The 14388-nt window shown below is 66.6% G+C and carries 18 protein-coding genes; 8 read left to right on the top strand and 10 right to left on the bottom strand.

Going from position 1 to position 14388, the window contains the following annotated elements; all coding sequences use genetic code 11:
• Positions 1 to 230: 230 nt before the first annotated feature.
• Positions 231 to 692 carry a helix-turn-helix transcriptional regulator gene (locus CP958_RS22720; RefSeq protein ID WP_096704474.1) on the top strand — a complete coding sequence of 154 codons (462 nt, stop codon included), beginning with the start codon at positions 231 to 233 and terminating at the stop codon, positions 690 to 692.
• Positions 693 to 805: 113 nt separating this feature from the next.
• Here the strand turns inward: CP958_RS22720 and CP958_RS22725 are convergent, their stop codons facing one another.
• Positions 806 to 1318 (bottom strand): HPP family protein, encoded by a 513-nt coding sequence (locus tag CP958_RS22725; protein WP_096704475.1) that lies wholly within the window; start codon positions 1316 to 1318, stop codon positions 806 to 808.
• 117 nt (positions 1319 to 1435) lie between these two features.
• On the opposite strand from CP958_RS22725, the gene CP958_RS22730 reads away from it, so the two are divergent.
• On the top strand, positions 1436 to 2734 hold the full coding sequence (locus CP958_RS22730) for an NCS2 family permease (RefSeq protein ID WP_096704476.1): 1299 nt from the start codon (positions 1436 to 1438) through the stop codon (positions 2732 to 2734).
• A gap of 7 nt (positions 2735 to 2741) precedes the next feature.
• On the opposite strand, the gene argB is transcribed toward CP958_RS22730, so the two are convergent.
• The 6 genes from argB to rpmH all read right to left on the bottom strand — a co-directional run bounded on the left by argB (position 2742) and on the right by rpmH (position 7038).
• Positions 2742 to 3662 carry an acetylglutamate kinase gene (gene argB / locus CP958_RS22735; RefSeq protein WP_096704477.1) on the bottom strand — a complete coding sequence of 307 codons (921 nt, stop codon included), beginning with the start codon at positions 3660 to 3662 and terminating at the stop codon, positions 2742 to 2744.
• A 12-nt stretch (positions 3663 to 3674) separates the two neighbouring features.
• The gene (gene yihA, locus CP958_RS22740) at positions 3675 to 4265 is read right to left on the bottom strand and encodes a ribosome biogenesis GTP-binding protein YihA/YsxC (RefSeq protein ID WP_242443085.1); all 591 of its coding nucleotides are present in this window, start codon (positions 4263 to 4265) and stop codon (positions 3675 to 3677) included.
• Positions 4266 to 4327: 62 nt separating this feature from the next.
• Positions 4328 to 6061, bottom strand: coding sequence for a membrane protein insertase YidC (gene yidC, locus CP958_RS22745; protein WP_096704478.1), 1734 nt, complete (start codon positions 6059 to 6061; stop codon positions 4328 to 4330).
• Positions 6058 to 6357 carry a membrane protein insertion efficiency factor YidD gene (yidD, locus tag CP958_RS22750; protein WP_141400617.1) on the bottom strand — a complete coding sequence of 100 codons (300 nt, stop codon included), beginning with the start codon at positions 6355 to 6357 and terminating at the stop codon, positions 6058 to 6060. Before yidD ends, yidC begins: the two co-directional genes overlap by 4 nt.
• Before the next feature lie 138 nt (positions 6358 to 6495).
• Positions 6496 to 6897: a ribonuclease P protein component gene (gene rnpA / locus CP958_RS22755; RefSeq protein WP_096704479.1), complete on the bottom strand. Its 402-nt coding sequence runs from the start codon at positions 6895 to 6897 to the stop codon at positions 6496 to 6498.
• A 6-nt stretch (positions 6898 to 6903) separates the two neighbouring features.
• Positions 6904 to 7038: a 50S ribosomal protein L34 gene (gene rpmH, locus CP958_RS22760; protein WP_008619694.1), complete on the bottom strand. Its 135-nt coding sequence runs from the start codon at positions 7036 to 7038 to the stop codon at positions 6904 to 6906.
• 142 nt (positions 7039 to 7180) lie between these two features.
• On the opposite strand from rpmH, the gene CP958_RS22765 reads away from it, so the two are divergent.
• Positions 7181 to 7951, top strand: a complete 771-nt coding sequence (locus tag CP958_RS22765; RefSeq protein WP_096704480.1) for a methyltransferase domain-containing protein — start codon at positions 7181 to 7183, stop codon at positions 7949 to 7951.
• Here CP958_RS22765 and CP958_RS22770 read toward each other — a convergent pair.
• Positions 7948 to 8547, bottom strand: coding sequence for an HD domain-containing protein (locus tag CP958_RS22770; protein ID WP_096704481.1), 600 nt, complete (start codon positions 8545 to 8547; stop codon positions 7948 to 7950). The two genes, CP958_RS22765 and CP958_RS22770, sit on opposite strands and share 4 nt — an antisense overlap.
• Positions 8544 to 9755: an MFS transporter gene (locus CP958_RS22775; protein ID WP_096704482.1), complete on the bottom strand. Its 1212-nt coding sequence runs from the start codon at positions 9753 to 9755 to the stop codon at positions 8544 to 8546. The genes CP958_RS22770 and CP958_RS22775 overlap by 4 nt, the downstream gene beginning before the upstream one ends.
• A gap of 172 nt (positions 9756 to 9927) precedes the next feature.
• Between CP958_RS22775 and CP958_RS22780 the strand changes: the two genes are divergently transcribed.
• The 4 genes from CP958_RS22780 (at position 9928) to ychF (ending at position 12887) form a co-directional block, all read left to right on the top strand.
• Positions 9928 to 10536: a 50S ribosomal protein L25/general stress protein Ctc gene (locus CP958_RS22780; protein ID WP_096704483.1), complete on the top strand. Its 609-nt coding sequence runs from the start codon at positions 9928 to 9930 to the stop codon at positions 10534 to 10536.
• Positions 10537 to 11238: an aminoacyl-tRNA hydrolase gene (gene pth / locus CP958_RS22785; RefSeq protein ID WP_096704484.1), complete on the top strand. Its 702-nt coding sequence runs from the start codon at positions 10537 to 10539 to the stop codon at positions 11236 to 11238. It begins immediately after the preceding gene.
• 141 nt (positions 11239 to 11379) lie between these two features.
• Entirely contained in the window at positions 11380 to 11766 is a 387-nt protein-coding gene (locus tag CP958_RS22790) for a GxxExxY protein (protein WP_096704485.1), read from the top strand.
• A gap of 17 nt (positions 11767 to 11783) precedes the next feature.
• Positions 11784 to 12887, top strand: coding sequence for a redox-regulated ATPase YchF (gene ychF, locus CP958_RS22795; protein WP_096704486.1), 1104 nt, complete (start codon positions 11784 to 11786; stop codon positions 12885 to 12887).
• 30 nt (positions 12888 to 12917) lie between these two features.
• Here the strand turns inward: ychF and CP958_RS22800 are convergent, their stop codons facing one another.
• Positions 12918 to 13865 (bottom strand): prenyltransferase, encoded by a 948-nt coding sequence (locus CP958_RS22800; protein WP_096704487.1) that lies wholly within the window; start codon positions 13863 to 13865, stop codon positions 12918 to 12920.
• A gap of 118 nt (positions 13866 to 13983) precedes the next feature.
• Here CP958_RS22800 and CP958_RS22805 point away from each other — a divergent pair, with 118 nt between their 5' ends.
• Positions 13984 to 14361: a hypothetical protein gene (locus tag CP958_RS22805; RefSeq protein WP_096704488.1), complete on the top strand. Its 378-nt coding sequence runs from the start codon at positions 13984 to 13986 to the stop codon at positions 14359 to 14361.
• The last annotated feature ends 27 nt before the right edge of the window (positions 14362 to 14388 follow it).

The following is a 14388-nucleotide window of genomic DNA, read 5'->3' on the forward strand; positions in this document are numbered from 1 at the left end:
TAATCGTATCAATCGAAATCATGACCCCAAGGGGGGGCGAAGGGGGCTCTGCTCAAGAACGGTGCAGCAGAGTTACCTCCAAACGGTTGTCAAATACATATGCTTTGAATCCGGGTTTGTGTGCCTTGGGCTAACTTGTTGGTTTTTCCATTATTTCGGGCGATCTTTCCCTCTTGCGTTTGTAAAATTACTAGAGCAAGTATTGGGCGCTTCATGGGTCAGAGGGAAACATGCCGCGCAGAAAGGCAAATCGGGGCCGTACACCGGCCGGGGCGCCCAATCCGATCGATGTCCATGTCGGTTCACGCATGCGCTTGCGCCGGACGTTACTCGGGCTCAGCCAGGAAAAGCTTGGCGAGATGATTGGGCTTACCTTCCAACAGGTACAGAAATACGAACGTGGTGCCAATCGAGTCAGTTGCTCGCGACTGTTCGATTTGTCCCGCTCGCTCGAAGTACCAATTTCATACTTCTTTGACGACATGCCCGACGAGGTGAAGGGCCTGTCGCCGGTGCAGATGGTACGCGAACCCCCCAAGGAGGAACCGCCGGCCGCCGAGGCCGACCCCCGCCTGCGTCGCGAGACTCTGGAATTGGTGCGTAATTACTACAGCATCATCGATCCCGACGTGCGTCGCCGGATTTATGATCTGGCCAAGGCTCTGTCCGACCGCGGCGGCGCCGAGGAATAGGCCCGTCGGGCCGTTGAACCAAGTCATCCGTGTCATCCCGAGCAGAAGCGAGGGATCTCACTCCCGACGGTTCTCGGGATGACCGATCAGAGCAAAGTCCGGAAATATAAGCCTCAGCCGCCGCCCGCCGGGTCCCGGATGGGCAGCGGATAGGTTGCCCGGGGCGGCAGGCGGTGAATCAGCACCGCCACCGCCACCAGGGTGACGGCTCCGGCCAGGACCGGCAGGAACAGAAAGCCCCAGCCGGGATGCGTCATCATCACCACCAGCGGGTCGGCACCCGCCGGCGGGTGGGTTAGGCGCAACCCGGCCAGCACCACCATCACCACCGCCACCGACAGGACCATGCTGATCCAGCCGCCCGGCAGGAAATGGTCGAACAGCAACCCGATGAAGGTGGCGACCATGTGGCTGCCGATCACGCTGGACGGCTGCGACAGGGGCGAATCCGGCATGCCGAACACCAGCACCGCCGAAGCCCCCAGGGGTGCCGCCAGCATGGGTGCCCCGCCCACCTGATCCAGCATCGCCACCGTACTGAGCGCCAGGACGACGCCTAATCCGGCCTTGGTCCAGGACGGCAGGCACTGGCGCGACTGGTGGCGATGGATGAAACGACGGGGCATGAATCCTCCTGTTGGCGGCCTCGCTAAAGCGGGGGATAAATACATCTTTATGCCCGAGCCTATCCATGATGAGGGTCAAGGGTGGTGTCGATTCCTTGGCATTGAGAGAGAACAACGATGCTCGAGCGCCTGTTTCACTTATCCGGGCACCGAACCAACCTGCGGACGGAGGTGCTGGCCGGGGTCACCACCTTCCTGACCATGGCCTATATCATCTTCGTCAATCCGGCCATGCTGGCCCAGGCGGGCATGGACAAGGGCGCGGTGTTCGTCGCCACCTGTCTGGCGGCGGCGGTGGGCAGCGCCGCCATGGGCCTGCTGGCCAATTATCCCATCGCCCTGGCGCCGGGCATGGGGCTCAACGCCTATTTCACCTATGGGGTGGTGATCGGCATGGGCGTGCCGTGGCCGGTGGCGCTGGGGGCGGTGTTCGTCTCGGGGGTGCTGTTCCTGGTCCTGGCGGTGACCAGGGTGCGCGAAGCCATCATCAACGCCGTGCCGCAATCGCTGAAGCTGTCCATCTCGGCCGGCATCGGCCTGTTCCTCGGCCTGATCAGTTTCGAGAACGCCGGGCTGATCGAGGGCCACAAGGCCACCCTGATCACGCTGGGCCACCTCAACCGGCCCGAACCGCTGCTGGCGGCGGCCGGCTTCGTGGCGATGGTCGGGCTGGAGGCCCGGCGGGTGCCGGGCGCGATCCTGATCGCCATCCTGGGAACCGCGGCGGCCGGTATGCTGCTCTGCATCACCCCGTTCGGCGGCATCGCCGCCTGGCCGCCGTCCATCGCCCCCACCTTCCTCAAGATGGACGTGGCCGGCGCCCTGAACCTGGGGCTGGTGACCATCGTCTTCGCCCTGCTGTTCGTCGACCTGTTCGACAATGCCGGCACGCTGATCGGTCTGGCCCACCGGGCCGGCATGCTGGATGAGCGGGGCAGGCTGCCGCGCCTGGGCCGCGCCCTGATCGCCGATTCCCTGGCCGCTATGGCCGGTGGGGCGCTGGGGACCTCGACCACCACCAGCTATATCGAGAGCGCATCCGGCATCAATGCCGGCGGGCGGACCGGGCTGACGGCGGTGGTCACCGGGCTGTGCTTCGTGGCGGCGCTGTTCCTGGCGCCCCTGGCCGCCGCCATTCCCGCCTACGCCACCGCGCCGGCCCTGCTGTTCGTCGCCTGCCTGATGGCCCGCTCCCTGGCCGAAATCGCCTGGGACGACGTGACCGAGGCGGTACCGGCCGTGGTGACGGCCCTGGCCATGCCCTTCACCTTCTCCATCGCCCACGGCATCAGTTTCGGCTTCATCACCTATGCGGCGGTCAAGCTGCTGGGCGGCAAGGCGCATCAGGTCAGCCCGACGGTCTGGCTGCTGGCCGGGGCCTTCGTCTTGAAATTCGTGTTGCTGGGAAGTGGGTAGGCGGGCCTCAGCCCGCCTTGATCAGCGTTCCCACGCCGTGGGGGGTGAACAGCTCCAGCAGCACCGCGTGGGGGACGCGGCCGTCCAGGATGACGGCGGCGTCGACGCCCTTTTCCACGGCATCCAGGCACGTTTCCACCTTGGGGATCATGCCGCCCGAGATGGTGCCGTCGGCGATGTAGGCCTTGGCCTGGGCGGCGGTCATCTCGGGGATCAGGTTGCAGGACTTGTCCAGCACGCCGGCCACGTCGGTCAGCATCAGCAGGCGCCGGGAATTGGTGGCGGCGGCGATGGCGCCGGCGGCGGTGTCGGCGTTGATGTTGTAGGTCTCGCCGGCCGGGCCCATGCCCACCGGGGCGACCACCGGAATCACGTCGGATTCGCGGAAGACCTCCAGCACGTGCGGGGTGATCTCGGCCGGCTCGCCGACGAAGCCCAGGTCCAGCACCCGCTCGATGTTGGAATCCGGGTCCTTGACGGTGCGGCGCAGCTTGCGGGCGCGGATCAGGTGGCCGTCCTTGCCCGACAGGCCCACGGCGAAGCCGCCGGCCTCGTTGATGGCCGAGACGATCTGCTTGTTGATCTTGCCGGCCAGGATCATCTCCACCACCTCGACGGTGGCCTCGTCGGTGAAGCGCAGGCCGTCGACGCGGGGCGTGGTGATGTCGAGGCGCTTCAGCATGGCGTCGATCTGCGGCCCGCCGCCGTGCACCACCACCGGGTTGATGCCCACCTGCTTCAGGAGCACCACGTCGCGGGCGAACAGCCGGGCCAGGTCATCGGATTCCATGGCGTGGCCGCCGAACTTGATGACCAGCGTCTCGTCGCTGAACTGGCGCATGAAGGGCAGCGCCTCGGACAGGGTCTTGGCGCGGTCCAGCCAGGCCTTGCGGTCATGCATGATGTCGGCGGTGTTGTCGGTGCTCATGTCGGACGTTCCTCAGGCGAGAGAGGCCAGCTCGGCGCGCAGCTCGGGGATACCGGTCCCTTTTTCCGAACTGGTGACGATCAGGGTGGGATGGGCGGCGACGCGGGACTTGATTTCCTCCAGCGTGCGGGCCTGGACGGCGTCGAGCTCGGACGCCTTCAGCTTGTCGGCCTTGGTCAGCACCACCTGGTAGACCACGGCGGCCTTGTCCAGCATCTTCATCATGTCGCGGTCGCTGTCCTTGAGCCCGTGGCGGGAATCCACCAGGACGATGGTCCGGCGCAGCACCGAGCGGCCCTTGAGGAAGCCGTTGACCAGCCGGGTCCACTTTTCCACCACCCCCTTGGGGGCCTGGGCGAAGCCGTAACCCGGCATGTCCACCAGCACCAGCCTGCCGCCCAGATTGAAGAAGTTCAGCTCCTGGGTGCGGCCCGGTGTGTTCGAGGTGCGCGCCAGGGTGTTGCGCCCGGTCAGCGCGTTGATCAGGCTGGACTTGCCCACGTTGGAGCGCCCGGCGAAGGCCACCTCGGTCAGGGTGGCGGCCGGCAGGTGGTCCAGGCCGGATGCGCCCTGCATGAAGATGCATTCGCGCGCGAACAGCAAGCGGCCAGCCTCAAGGAGGCTGGCCTTCTCGTCATCGCCGCTGTTGGAGGACTCGCTCAGGGCTATTTCTCCTCGGCGCGCTTCATGATCACCCACTGCTGCAAGATGGACAGCGAGTTGCTCCACGCCCAGTAGATCACCAGACCCGAGGCGAAATTGGCCAGCAGGAAGGTGAAGATGATGGGCAGGAATTGCATCATCTTGGCCTGCACCGGGTCGGTGGGCTGCGGGTTGAGCTTCTGCTGCAGGAACATGGTGACGCCCATGATCAGCGGCCAGACGCCCAGGTGCATGAAGTGGGGCGGGGTCCAGGGGATCAGGCCCAGCAGGGTGAAGATGTTGGTGGGGTCCTGGGCCGACAGGTCGCTGATCCAGCCGTAGAACGGCGCGTGCCGCATCTCGATGGTGACGAACAGCACCTTGTACAGCGCGAAGAACACCGGAATCTGCACCATGATGGGCAGGCAGCCCGAGACCGGATTGACCTTCTCGGTCTTGTACAGCGCCATCATTTCCTGCTGCAGGCGCATCTTGTCGTCGGCGTAGCGGGCCTGCAGTTCCTGCACGCGGGGCTGCAGCTTCTTCATCTTGCCCATGGCCACATAGGACTTGTTGGCCAGCGGGAACATGGCGAGCTTGAGGACCACGGTCAGCGCCAGGATGGCGAGGCCCATGTTGCCCAGCGCGCTGTGCAGCATCTGCAGCAGGTAGAAGAACGGCTTGGTCAGGAAGTAGAACCAGCCGAAATCGATGGCCAGATCGAAGCGGTCGATACCCAGCTTGTCGGCATAGCCGTCCAGCAGGCTGACCTGCTTGGCGCCGGTGAACAGGTGGAAGCCGGCTTCGTCGGACTTGCCCGGCTCGACCATGCGGGCGGGGGCCAGATAGTCCACCTGATAGCGGTCGGCGTTGCCTAAGCGCTGATGCACGAAGCGGCCGGTGATCTCGGTCTTGGCCGGCGGCACCAGGGCGGTCAGCCAGTACTTGTCGGTGATGCCCGCCCAGCCGCCGGTGGTCTTGTGCCGGGCCGAGCCTTCCTTCTTGAGGTCGTCGTACTTTATTTCCTTCAAGGTGCCGTCGAACACGCCGAGCGGGCCTTCGTGAAGGATGTACATGCCGGCCACATGCGGGGTGCCGGTACGGGCCAGCAGGGCGTAGGGATGCAGGCTCGCGGCCTTGGTGCCGTAGTTCTCCACCCGCTGGGCGACGCCGAACATGTAGTTCTCGTCCACGGTGTAGGTGCGGACGAAGCGCAGGCCCTCGCCGTTGTCCCAGGTCAGCACCAGGGGAGCCGCCGGGGTCAGCGGGCCGTCGCCCTGGGCCTGCCACACGGAATCGGGACCGGGGACCTTGACGCCGGCGTCGGTGGCGACCCAGCCGAACTCGGCCCAGTAGGGCTCGGGCGATTCGGCCGGCGACAGCAGGTCGATCTCGGCCGAATCGGCGGCCGGGGTCTCGCGGTACTTGACCAGGGTGATGTCGTCGATGCGGGCTCCGGTCAGCGCGATGGAGCCGTGCATGGAGGGCGTCTTGATGGCGATGCGGCGGCTCTTGCCCAGGGCGTCGTTGCGGGACGCTCCGGTCTGGGCCGCGGCGGCGGCGGGGGTGCCGGGCACCTGGGCCGGGCTGGACGCCGTCGCGGGCGTCGGCGCGGTGGCCGGAGTCGCCGGCTTGCCGTCGGCGGTCTGGTGCTGGGCAACGGGCTCGGCCGGCTTGCTCGGGAAGAAGTACTGCCAGCCGATCAGGATGGCGACCGAAATGGCGATGGCGACGAAGAGATTGCGCTGGTCGTTCATGTCATCCTATTCCGGCAGTCGCGACGGACGGAGGTGTCCGCCGTGGTCGGTATATTGGCAGGGGGAACGGGGTCGTAGCCCCCATCGTTCCAGGGGTGGCAGCGGCAGATACGCTTGACGCCGAGCCAGGAGCCGCCCACCGGGCCGTGCTCCTCGATGGCTTGCATGGCATAGGCGGAGCACGACGGCGTGAACCGACAGCTGGCCGGCAGCACCGGGCTCAGCAGCAGCTGGTACAGGCGGATCAGGCCGCGCATCAGCAGGCTGGCGAGATTCCTGGGGCCGATGGGGTTCATGCCTCTCCTGGTCGTTACCGGCGCACCGGTGAACCGGTACGCCGTATTGCCCTCAAACGCCGGGCGCTTCGCTTGGCTTTCGCGGCATAAGTCGCGACGGGCCTTGCCCTTGCCGCCTCACCACAGAACTGAAGCCTGTCAGTTCTGTGGTGAGGCGGTATCGGGCGCCTCGGCAGCATGCGTCCTTTGCAGCGCGCCGACACGTTTTAACGCCGCCAGCAAATCCTGCAAGAGAAGAGAATATGGCCGCTCCAGCGTCTCCTTGCGTCCGATCACCACGTAATCGACGCCCGCGCTGGCGTGGGCCGGAAAAATCGCGGCCACCGCTTCCTTGAGCCGGCGTCTGGCCCGGTTGCGGCATACCGAATTGCCTACCTTCTTGGAAACGGTGAAGCCGACCCTCAGCGAGTCGGCTTGCAATTCCGTTCCGGGAGCGGGCGCGGCCTGAAGAATCAGACCCGGCGCCGCCCACTTTCGCCTCAGGGCCGCGACACGCAGGAAATCGGCCCTTTTCTTAAGCCGATCAAGCCGCGCGGCCATGGGAACTTAAGCGGACAGCTTCTTGCGACCCTGGCGGCGGCGGTTGGCGATGACCTTGCGGCCACCGACGGTGGCCATACGAGCGCGGAAGCCGTGGCGGCGGGCGCGGACGAGCTTGCTCGGCTGATAGGTACGCTTCACGGGAGGTACTCCAAACTGAACGGACTTGAAAATGAGCGGACGTGTATAAGCCGGGCGAACCTAAGAGTCAATGCGCGGAGTGCACGGCTTTCAGAACCCGTTCCGACCGGCTACACTGGGGCGATTTCCAAGAGGAGCCGCCATGGCCTGGGACCCCGCCATCTATTCCGCCTTCGCCCAGCCGCGGCTGCGTCCGGCCCTCGACCTGATGGCCCGTGTCGAGCCGGCCGATTGCCGGCGGGTGGTGGATTTGGGCTGCGGCACCGGCAACGTCACCCGCATCCTCAAGGAGCGGTGGCCCGACGCCGACGTGGTCGGCATCGATTCCTCGCCCGAGATGCTGGTGACCGCCCGCGATCATGGCGGCCCGGTGCGCTATCTTCAGGGCGACGCCGGCACCTGGGCGGAAAACGGCGGCGAGGTGGACATCCTGTTCTCCAATGCGGCGCTGCACTGGCTGGGTGACCACCAGATTCTGTTTCCCCGGCTGATGGAGCGCGTCGCTCCGGGCGGCGTGCTGGCGGTGCAGATGCCCCACAACCACTATGCCGCCTCCCACACCATCATGGCCGAGGCCGCCGCCGCCGGGCCATGGTCCGAGGTACTCTCCCCCCTGGCGGCCCGCTTCCCGGTGGGCGAGCCCTCCTTCTATTACGATATGCTGGCCCGGCACTCCTCCCAGATCGATATCTGGGAGACCGAGTACCTGCACGTGCTGGAGGGCGACAACCCGGTGGTCACCTGGACCAAGGGCACGGCGCTGCGCCCGCTGATGGATGCCGTCGAGGGGGCATGGGCGCTGGGCTTCCTGGCTGAATACGCCAAGCGCATCCAGGCGGCCTATCCGCCGCGTTCCGACGGCAAGACCCTGTTCCCCTTCCGCCGCCTGTTCATGGTGGCGCGCAAGGCCTAGGGCGCCAGATAGCCCCGCCGCACCGCCTCGTCCACCAGGGCGCGGGCATAGGCGCCCAGGCGTTTCGAGCCGGCCTCGATACGGGGTGTCAGCTTGTCCACCTTGGCCCGGGTGACGCCGTGTGGCTTCCAGGTGGCGCCCCCGGTCTCGAAATTGTGTAAAAGCGGCTGCAGGCGGTCCAGGGCGTCGGCGAAGCGGGCGTCGGCCGTCTCCCGCGCCTCGTATTCCTGCCACAGGGCGGCGTACTCGCCGGCCTGGTCGGCGGGCAGCAGGCCGAACAGGCGGGCCGCCGCCTTCTTTTCGCGCTCCTCCTTGTCCTCGTGTCCGGCCTCGTCGTGGATGAAGGTGTCGCCGGCGTCGATTTCGACGATGTCGTGGATCAGCAGCATGCGGGCCACCCGGCCGATATCCACCGGCCGGTCGGCGTATTCGGCCAGCAGGAAGGCCATGGTGGCGATGTGCCAGGAATGCTCGGCATCGTTCTCGCGCCGCGACGAATCCACCAGCAGGGTCTGGCGCAGCACGGTCTTCAGCTTGTCGATCTCGACGATGAAGGCGATCTGGGCGGCAAGACGGGGATCGGGGAAGGGGATCATGGGCCACTCCGGGGCAGTTCGAAATTGCGCAACGCCGGAAAGCGCCACGCCCACAGACCCGCCACCACCAGACAGCCCACGCCACCCGCCACCACCGCCGGGACGGTGCCCAGCAAGGCGGCGGCCACGCCGGATTCGAACTCGCCCAGCTCGTTGGAGGCGGTGATGAACACCAGGTTGACGGCGCTGACCCGGCCACGCATGTCGTCGGGGGTGCTGATCTGCACCAGGGTCTGGCGCAGTACCACGCTGACCATGTCGGCGGCGCCCAGCACCGCCAGCGCGGCCAGCGACAAAGGGAAGCTGGTGGACAGGCCGAATACCACGGTGCCCAGGCCGAACACCGCCACGGCGGCCAGCAGCTTGTGGCCGGCATGGCGCTCGGGCGGACGGTGGGCCAGCAGGGCGGCGGACAGGGCGGCTCCCACCGCCGGGGCGCTGCGCAGCAGACCCAGGCCCAGCGGCCCGGTCATCAGGATGTCGCGGGCATAGATGGGCAACAGGGCGGTGGCGCCGCCCAGCAGCACGGCGAACAGATCCAGCGAGATGGAGCCCAGAATCTCGGGCCGGCTTCTGACGAAGCGGATGCCGTCCAGGATATGGCCCCGGTCACTGCCGCCGGTGGGCGGCATGGGGCGCAACAGGAAGACGGCGGCGCAGGCGGCGGCCAGCAGTACCGCCGAGGTGCCGAACACCACCGCCGGGCCGAGGGCGTAGAGCAGGCCGCCCAGGGCCGGGCCGGCGATCACGCTCACCTGCCAGACCGTCGAGTTGAGCGCCACGGCGCGGCTGAGCAGGTGGCGGTCGACCAGCATGGCGGTCATGGACTGGCCGGCCGGCGCCCAGAAGGCCCGTACGGCGCCCATCACCGCCATCACCGCGAAGATGGCGTGCAGGCCGGGATTGCCCGATAGGGTCAGCAGCAGCAGCCCGCCCATGGCCAGGGTGGTCAGGCCGGTGGCCCCCATCAGGATCAGCCGGCGGTCGGCGCGGTCGGCCAGATGGCCGCCGGGCAGGGTCAGGATCAGGGCGGGGACGAACTGAGCCAGCCCGACCAGCCCCAGTTGCAGCGGATCGCCCGAGATGTCGTAGACCAGCCAGCCCACCGCCACCGTGGCGATCTGCTGGGCCAGGGACGACAGCAGCCGCGCCAGCAGGAACAGCCGGAAGCCGCGCAACGCCAGGACGTCGCGTGCCGTGCCCGTCATCGCGGGACCTGATGATGTGCAAAGGGAACGGCTGGCGACATGGGATGACCTTATTCAGCGGAACGAAAGGAGTCTACTTACCCTTGCCAACCGGGCGCAACCGGTGTAAACGACCCGCTTCCGCGTGGCACCCCTGGAGGCCGCGCTCATATACGTTTGTCAGGAGAGTTGAATGTCCGAAGCAATCGCCATCGCCGCCGAGCTGCGCGACGGAAGCGGAAAGGGGGCCGCCCGTGCCACTCGTCGTGCCGGTAAGGTTCCCGGTGTCATCTATGGTGACAAGAAGGCCGCCATCTGCATTCAGATGGACCCCCGCGTCGTTTGGGCCCAGATCAGCAAGACCGGTTTTTTCACCCAGCTGTTCAACGTCGATCTCGGCAAGGACGGCAAGCACCTGTGCCTGGCCCGTGACGTCCAGATGCATCCGGTGACCGATCAGCCGATCCATGTGGACTTCATGCGCGTCTCGGCCGACCACGCCATCCACGTCAAGGTGCCGGTCCACTTCGCCAACGAGCTCAAGTCGCCGGGCATCAAGAAGGGCGGCGTGCTGAACGTCGAGCTGCACGAAATCGAAATCACCTGCAGCCCGAACGATATCCCGCACGAGATCGTCATCGACCTGACCGGTCTGGAAATCGGCAGCTCCGTCCATCTGTCGGACCTGAAGCTCCCGGCCGGTGCCAAGCCTTACCACGTGGCCTCCGGTGCCACCGTGGCCTCTATCGCGGCGCCCACCGTGGCCCGTGCCGAGACCACCGAGACCGAGGCTGCCGGCTAAATGCTCCTGCTGGTCGGACTGGGCAATCCCGGCTCCGACTACGCCAGGAATCGGCATAATATCGGGTTCATGGCGGCGGACGTTATCGTCCGCCGCCATTCCTTTGGGCCGTGGCGGTCCAAGTTTCAGGCCGAAATCGCCGAGGGGACCATCGGGGGCGAGAAGGTCCTGGTCCTCAAGCCCCAGACCTACATGAACCTATCCGGCCAGTCGGTGGCGGCGGCGGCGCGCTTTCTCAAGGTGCCGGTCGACGACGTCATCGTGCTGCACGACGAACTGGACATCGCGCCCGGCCGTCTCAAGGTCAAGCGGGGCGGCGGGGCGGGCGGCCATAACGGGCTGAAGAGCATCGATTCCCATCTGGGCCAGACGTACCGCCGGGTCCGCTTGGGGATAGGCCATCCCGGCGACCGCAATCTGGTGTCGGGCTATGTGCTGCACGATTTCGCCAAGGTGGACGAGGCGTGGCTGGTGCCGCTGCTCGACGCGGTGGCCGATACGTTCCCCATGCTGGTCTCGGGTGACGATGCCGGCTTCATGACCCGGGTGGCGCATCTCACCGCACCGCCCAAACCCCCGAAGGCCGCCAAGCCGGCGGCCGAAGCGGCGCCGGCCCCCACTCCGGCCCAAGTTTCCCCCCCGCCGTCCGGTGGCAGCCTCGCCGAGGCGCTGAAGGCGGTCATGAATAAATTCAAGTCCTGATCAACCGGACGCCCGGTGGTGGGCGGCTCCGCCCTCTTGGTGTTCTTGGTGTCTTGGTGGTAAACCAGCGCCAGGGCCAGTGACCGGTGCCGGCCATGTCGGCGACGCTGAATCCACCACCAAGGCACCAAGGACACCAAGATGATTGAAGCGCCCGACCATCTCGACTCCCTGGCGAAGGTGGTCGTCGACGGGGCCTTTCAGGTTCATCGGACGCTGGGGCCGGGGCTTTTGGAATCCGTGTACGAGCAGTGTCTGACACGCGAACTGGCGAAACGGGGCCTGGACGTACGGCGACAAGTGGCGGTTCCGGTAACTTATGACGGCGACGTTATCGATTCCGCCTTGAAGCTCGACCTTCTGGTCGAGGATAAGATCATTGTGGAGATCAAGGCGGTCGAGAAGATCATTCCACTCCACAAGGCGCAGCTCCTCACCTATTTGAAGCTCTCCGGCCTCCGCCTGGGTTTCCTGGTCAATTTCAACGTTCCCCTCATCCGCGACGGCATCAGCCGACTCGCCCTTTAGCAGCCACGAGGACTTTCATGGGTTTCAATTGCGGTATCGTCGGCCTGCCCAACGTGGGCAAGAGCACCCTGTTCAACGCGCTGACCTCGACGGCGGCGGCGCAGGCGGCCAACTACCCCTTCTGCACCATCGAGCCCAACGTGGGCCGCGTGGCGGTGCCCGACCCGCGCCTGGACCGGCTGGTGGTCATCGGCAAGAGCCAGAAGGAAATCCCCACCCAGTTGGAATTCGTCGACATCGCCGGTCTGGTGCGCGGCGCCTCCAAGGGCGAGGGCCTGGGCAACCAGTTCCTGGCCAACATCCGCGAGGTGGACGCCATCGTCCACGTGCTGCGCTGTTTCGAGGACGGCGACATCACCCATGTGGAGGGCTCGGTCGATCCGGTGCGTGACGCCGAGACCATCGAGACCGAGCTGATGCTGGCCGATCTCGACTCGCTCGAGCGCCGCATCGTGCCCTTGGAGAAGAAGGCCAAGAACGGCGACAAGGAGGCCAAGGCCCAGATCGACGTCATGACCCCGCTGCTGACCGCGCTGCGCGACGGCAAGCCGGGCCGCACCGTGTCCTTCGATACCGAGGAGGAGCGCCGCATCCTGCGCACGCTGGGCCTGATGACCACCAAGCCGGTGGTCTATGCCTGCAACGTGGACGAGGCCAGCGCCGCCACCGGCAACAAGTTCTCGGAAGCCGTCGCCAAGTTCGCCGCTGCCGAGGGCAACAGCTCGGTGGTGATCTCGGCCGCCATCGAGGCCGAGGTGGCCCAACTGGCGTCGGAAGAGGAGCGCAAGGAATTCCTCGAGACCCTGGGGCTCGAGGAGACCGGTCTGGCCCGCGTCATCCGCGCCGGCTACGAGCTCTTGCACCTCATCACCTTCTTCACCGTCGGCCCCAAGGAGGCCCGTGCCTGGACGCTGCAGAAGGGCTGCAAGGCGCCCCAGGCCGCCGGTGTCATCCATACCGATTTCGAACGCGGCTTCATCCGTGCCGAGACCATCGCCTATGACGACTTCATCGCCTGCAACGGCGAGGCGGGCGCCAAGGAAGCCGGCAAGATGCGCCTGGAAGGCAAGGAATACGTCGTCCAGGACGGCGATATCTTCCACTTCCTGTTCAACGTGTGATTGGGCGATGGCGGGGCGAAGACCCCGCCTTTATCCCAGGAACGCCGCCCCCGTCAGGCACAGCCCGCCCAGCAGGTGGATGGCCAGAGTGATGCGGATGGCGGCCAGCTGGCCCGAGCGGCCGCCAGCCATCAGCGGGGTGGCGGCCAGGGCGGCCAGCATGGCGAGCAGGGGCGGAACCACCGCCCAGGGCGGCAGTTGGGCCAGCCAGCCCAGCGCCAGCATCAGGGCCGAGGCCACCGCCTGTACCGAGAGATAGAGCGAGGGAGCCCCCTTGATCCCTAGGCGCACCACCAGGGTGCGCTTGCCCGCCTGTTCGTCGGCACCGAGATCGGGCACTTCGTTGACGATCAGGATGGCGGCGGTCCAGGCGCCGACGATGGCGGCGCTTAGGACCGCCTCCAGCCCCATCCCACCGCTTTGCAGCCAGAAGCAGGCCACCACCGGCAGGCCGAAGGCCAGGGCCACCGCCGCCTCGCCCAGGCCGCGCGACGCCAGACTGAGGGGGGGCAGGGAATAGGCCACGGCCAGCCCGCCGCCCACCAGTCCGAAGATCAGAACCCATTCGCCCTTGGTCAGGCTGAGGATGCCGCCCAGCGTGGCGGCGGCAAGCAGCAGGGCCACGCCCCATACCGCCATGGCCCGAAGGCCGAGCCTTCCCTCCTGGATGAAACGCGAGCCGCCGGTGAAGGGGGCGATGCGGTCCTGGTTGAGGCGGTCGGCGCCGTTCAATTCGTCGCCCACGTCGTTCAGGACGTTGGCGCCGGCATGCAGGCAGGCCATGCCCGCCGCCGCCAGCCCGAGGGCCAGGGGGTCGAGCGCATGGGCGCGGTGGACGCCCCAGGCGGTGCCCACCAGCACCGGGATCAGGGCGGCAGGCAGGAACATGGGGCGGGTGGCGAGAAACAGGGTTCGGGGCAGGCCGGGCATGATTTCAAACTGCCCCTGTCCGCCCTGCTCGGCGTTGACGCGGGTCAAGGCACCGGTCTCCCCCTGTTTCGAAGGTATGGACGGGAGTCCACCCGATTGTTCCGGCGGGCAGGAGAGGCGTAGAGTCCGGGCTTCATGATGGGCGGCGCAGTCTTTGGGGGACGCGATGCCGGACAAGATACGCAGTTTCCAGGCAATGATCCATGTCTCGCTGGGCTTCGGCGCGGCGGCGGCGGTGCTGCAGGCCGGTCAGTTGGATCTGGCCAATGGCGGCGACGCCAGATTCGTCATCGTCGTGCAACTGGCGACCATGGTCGCCCTGGCGCTCCTCACCCACCTCATCACCCGCCAGGGATGGAACTGGGCCCGCTGGGCCTGCGCCATCCTGTGGTGTGTCGGCCTGCCCTTCCTGATGCTGGCGCTGATGCTGGCCTATCGCGGCGACCCGCTCTGCGGCGGATTGCTGGGGGTCCAACTGCTGGTCCAGGGTGCCGCGGTGGCATTGCTGTTCACCGAGGACGCCGGGAACTGGTTCGAAGCCTGATGTTGTGATACCAGTGACGCATGGGGA

The sequence above is a fragment of the Magnetospirillum sp. 15-1 genome (genome assembly GCF_900184795.1).
In the GTDB taxonomy this organism is placed as follows: domain Bacteria; phylum Pseudomonadota; class Alphaproteobacteria; order Rhodospirillales; family Magnetospirillaceae; genus Phaeospirillum.

Bases quoted from the DNA above. Each gene is read 5' to 3' on its own strand.
- CP958_RS22720 (WP_096704474.1), top strand. From the start codon at position 231: ATGCCGCGCAGAAAGGCAAATCGGGGCCGTACACCGGCCGGGGCGCCC.
- CP958_RS22725 (WP_096704475.1), bottom strand. From the start codon at position 1,318: ATGCCCCGTCGTTTCATCCATCGCCACCAGTCGCGCCAGTGCCTGCCG.
- CP958_RS22730 (WP_096704476.1), top strand. From the start codon at position 1,436: ATGCTCGAGCGCCTGTTTCACTTATCCGGGCACCGAACCAACCTGCGG.
- argB (WP_096704477.1), bottom strand. From the start codon at position 3,662: ATGAGCACCGACAACACCGCCGACATCATGCATGACCGCAAGGCCTGG.
- yidC (WP_096704478.1), bottom strand. From the start codon at position 6,061: ATGAACGACCAGCGCAATCTCTTCGTCGCCATCGCCATTTCGGTCGCC.
- yidD (WP_141400617.1), bottom strand. From the start codon at position 6,357: ATGAACCCCATCGGCCCCAGGAATCTCGCCAGCCTGCTGATGCGCGGC.
- rnpA (WP_096704479.1), bottom strand. From the start codon at position 6,897: ATGGCCGCGCGGCTTGATCGGCTTAAGAAAAGGGCCGATTTCCTGCGT.
- CP958_RS22765 (WP_096704480.1), top strand. From the start codon at position 7,181: ATGGCCTGGGACCCCGCCATCTATTCCGCCTTCGCCCAGCCGCGGCTG.
- CP958_RS22770 (WP_096704481.1), bottom strand. From the start codon at position 8,547: ATGATCCCCTTCCCCGATCCCCGTCTTGCCGCCCAGATCGCCTTCATC.
- CP958_RS22775 (WP_096704482.1), bottom strand. From the start codon at position 9,755: ATGACGGGCACGGCACGCGACGTCCTGGCGTTGCGCGGCTTCCGGCTG.
- CP958_RS22780 (WP_096704483.1), top strand. From the start codon at position 9,928: ATGTCCGAAGCAATCGCCATCGCCGCCGAGCTGCGCGACGGAAGCGGA.
- pth (WP_096704484.1), top strand. From the start codon at position 10,537: ATGCTCCTGCTGGTCGGACTGGGCAATCCCGGCTCCGACTACGCCAGG.
- CP958_RS22790 (WP_096704485.1), top strand. From the start codon at position 11,380: ATGATTGAAGCGCCCGACCATCTCGACTCCCTGGCGAAGGTGGTCGTC.
- ychF (WP_096704486.1), top strand. From the start codon at position 11,784: ATGGGTTTCAATTGCGGTATCGTCGGCCTGCCCAACGTGGGCAAGAGC.
- CP958_RS22805 (WP_096704488.1), top strand. From the start codon at position 13,984: ATGCCGGACAAGATACGCAGTTTCCAGGCAATGATCCATGTCTCGCTG.